Annotated in this window: 3 protein-coding genes; all 3 read right to left on the reverse strand. The window is 38.3% G+C overall.

Annotated elements, in window-relative coordinates; all coding sequences use genetic code 11:
• Window positions 1–57: 57 nt before the first annotated feature.
• Window positions 58–945, reverse strand: coding sequence for a beta-lactamase family protein (locus tag LC115_08100; GenBank protein MCZ2356633.1), 888 nt, complete (start codon window positions 943–945; stop codon window positions 58–60).
• A gap of 176 nt (window positions 946–1,121) precedes the next feature.
• Window positions 1,122–1,793 (reverse strand): hypothetical protein, encoded by a 672-nt coding sequence (locus LC115_08105; protein MCZ2356634.1) that lies wholly within the window; start codon window positions 1,791–1,793, stop codon window positions 1,122–1,124.
• Between the two features lie 20 nt (window positions 1,794–1,813).
• On the reverse strand, window positions 1,814–2,800 hold the full coding sequence (locus LC115_08110; protein ID MCZ2356635.1) for a site-specific DNA-methyltransferase: 987 nt from the start codon (window positions 2,798–2,800) through the stop codon (window positions 1,814–1,816).
• Window positions 2,801–3,218 lie beyond the last annotated feature (418 nt).

Genomic DNA, 3,218 nt, shown 5'->3' on the forward strand with positions numbered 1-3,218 from the left:
GGGGGGCGGGAGTAGAAGAGTCCAGAGGGCAGAAAAAACTTCCAGCGTGGAAAATATTCATAAACCGCGCCGAGTCCCCGCCGTCCGCTGCACGCTGTGTTGGGCAGTTGAAGTCTTTCTTCGCAAGATATCTTTTTGAGCAAAAAGATATTCTAAAGGATTTATCTTTTTATCATTTGAAAATATTGCACATGCAATTATCTGACTCTCCAAAAAGTAAATACATGCGGCTTCATATCCTGGCCCGCCGCCTAAATGTCCATATTTATCTCCAGGTTCAACCATTAAACCAAGCCCATAATAGGGATTTTGCCAGTACTTATCTTTGTAATTGACCTTATTCAAACTCGAATTCAGTCGCGCAACTTTGTCTGATGCCATAAAGAGCGCTACATCAGTCGCGTCAGCCATGACTAAACCATGCCATACCCATTCTGCAACATAGCCATTGAGCGAATTGTCAAATACGCCATGCGCCACCTTGAGGCTTGACAAGCCTAGCGGCAAGACAATATATTTCTTGATCAGTTCATCAAAAGACAGATTAGATTCCGTCTCGATAATTTTCTTAAGTAACCAGTATCCAGGGTTTGAATACGCAAAGTTTGTTCCAGGACTGAAAAGCAACTCGCGGTTTACAGTTGTTGTGATAAATTTTTCATCAGACCAAGCAAGTTTCCTGTTTTCTACATCGTTAATGTACTCTGGAAGATTGCCGTAATCTCTTATGCCGCTTGAATGATTCATCAAATGGCGTATCTTTACAATGTCTGAATGTGGACAAATTGTTCTTGGAATCCATCTAGATATTACATTTTCTAGATCTATATTTAGGTCAAGCACAATTGACGCGATCATTGTTTTTGTAATACTATAAATTGGCAAAACCGCGTTTTTGCTTTCCAGAATTTTTCCATCGGCAATAAAGGCGATAGTCTCTCTCATGCTTTATTTTTCTCCAACATGTCCTTGCAAGGAACTGCCCAACGGTTTGCGTTACCTGCGCTGGGCGGGGACGGCGAAGCCGTCCAACCAGAAAAAGGATAAGGCGTGAAAAATGCTTGGGATGTGCGCCGAGTCCCCAGCGTCAGGTGCACGCTGTGTTAGCCCGCTTTTTGACTTTAAGACTCGCTCTTCTTGTTTTTCTTTTTTTCTAGCCAAATAGATTCTTTCTTGTAAACAATATTAAGAAAATCTTTGTAAGTTCTATACTCGTTTTTAATTTTATCTATATTTGTCAGTAAAAATTGACCGCCTGAACCAATTGTTTGTAAACTAAAATGCCTTTCTTCCAAATCTTTCAGGTGATAAGTACCAACTTCTTGAATTGACATATGAAAACCGTCATCAATAATTCTTTCTGGAAGGTAGTGTAAAACTATAAGCAAAAAGTGAGAATTTTCAGGATGATTTTCATAAAACGCTTTTGTTTTTTGCAGGGAACATAAATTTGGATTAGATGAACTACCTGCTTTATGACCTTTCAGACTTATAAGCAATTTTTGAGTTTCAAAATCTTTTGCTTGCCACTCAACAATAATATCTTCCATTGTGCGCCTTCCGTCTGGAGCATAGGCTTTCACAATGTTAAATTCTCTACTTTCTTGAATATGGTTATTTAATTCTGATAAAAGAAAATCTTCTAAAAATCTTCCGCCAACTTCGCCGTATGTTTTGTCAAGAACTCTCCAATTTGTACTGATTGTTAAAACTTTATACTTGTTGAAAATTTTCCATAGGACATTTTGCAAATCATCTCGAATTTGCTTTTCAAATTGCCTTTGATTTTTCATTGACGAAGTTTTCCCGTTGTTTAGAATAGTTTTTCTGCGTAAACCAATTTTGTATTATCTTTAGCCTTGTTTCTTACAAGACCGCTGTTTCTTTCAAAAAACACGCCATCTTCATATCCTTGAATTGATTTGTCATATTCAGCCATTTCCAATCTTTTTTCAGATAAGCATGAATATTCCAAATCCTTTTCAATTCCACAATATTTTCTGCCCAATTTCTTTGCAACTACCGAAGTAGTGCCAGAACCTAAAAATGGATCTAATACAAAATCGCCAGCATTGCTACTTGCTAAAATTATTTTTGCTAGTAGTTTCTCTGGTTTCTGCGTTGGATGGTCTGTGTTTTCGGGCATAGACCAGAAAGGAACAGTTAAATCTGTCCAAATATTAGAAGGATGAGTTAATCTAAAATTACCATCATTAGTTGAATTCCAATCTTTTGCTTTTCCGTCATTATCTACATATGGAGCGATAACTTTTCTTTTTAATTTCACATCTTCAATATTGAATGTGTATTCATCATTTACTGTCGCAAACCAAATATCTTCGGATGAGTTTTTCCAATTGGATTTAGCCCCCCTGCCTTTTTCTCGCTCCCAAGTAATTCGATTCCTGATGATAAAATATGTTTCTAAAATCGTATGAATTGAAGTAGAAGATTGCCAATCTCCACAAATGTAAATAGAGGCATTTGGTTTCAAAACTTTAACCAATTTAGAAAACCAGCTTTCTAGCCATTCTGTATAACTAGAAATAGACATTTTCTTAAATGCGTTTCCGTTGAAGTCTTTCGTAAGGTTGTATGGAGGGTCAATAAAAAGTAAATCTACAAATCCTTCAGGTAAATATTTAATGACTTCCATCAAATCTTGATTTATTGTTTTATTTTGCACATTGTTTATGTTTGCAGGGGACTTAAGATGAAGTAATTTTTTAGATAATGCTTCTTTTTCTCGCTCACTAAGAATAAGGGTTTTATTTAGTTTAGAACGCTCTTTTTCGGTCATTTTTCAGTCCTTTTTTCAAGGATAACACATCCCGAATTAACAACAAGATACTAATTTTGCAAGGAACGGGCTAACGGGATTTGCGTTACCAGCCGTAAGGGTAAAAAGTTATAGCCCTGTAAGTTCTGACGGGCAAAGGCGAAAGATAAGGCTGGTGCACGCAATGTTAGACGGCGTGAGGGTAGAAAACTGTTCGGGGACGTGCAAGCCGTTTTCGGGTAGGGGACGTGTTGCCTGCCCCTGCTCACTCCGTAGGAATTATTTTTTTGCCTGACGCAGTTTTTACCCTCGCCCAGAGGCTCGCAGTCAATACGGGGAGCAAGGATTTTAGCGTGGAGCAATAGCGCGAAAATCCGAAGCAGGGCTACCGTATTGTACGGTGAGATGGGCGGGGGTAGCGTCAGGGCAGGCAAAAAAA

This window comes from Bacteroidia bacterium (assembly GCA_026932145.1).
Lineage (GTDB): Bacteria > Bacteroidota > Bacteroidia > J057 > JAIXKT01 > JAIXKT01.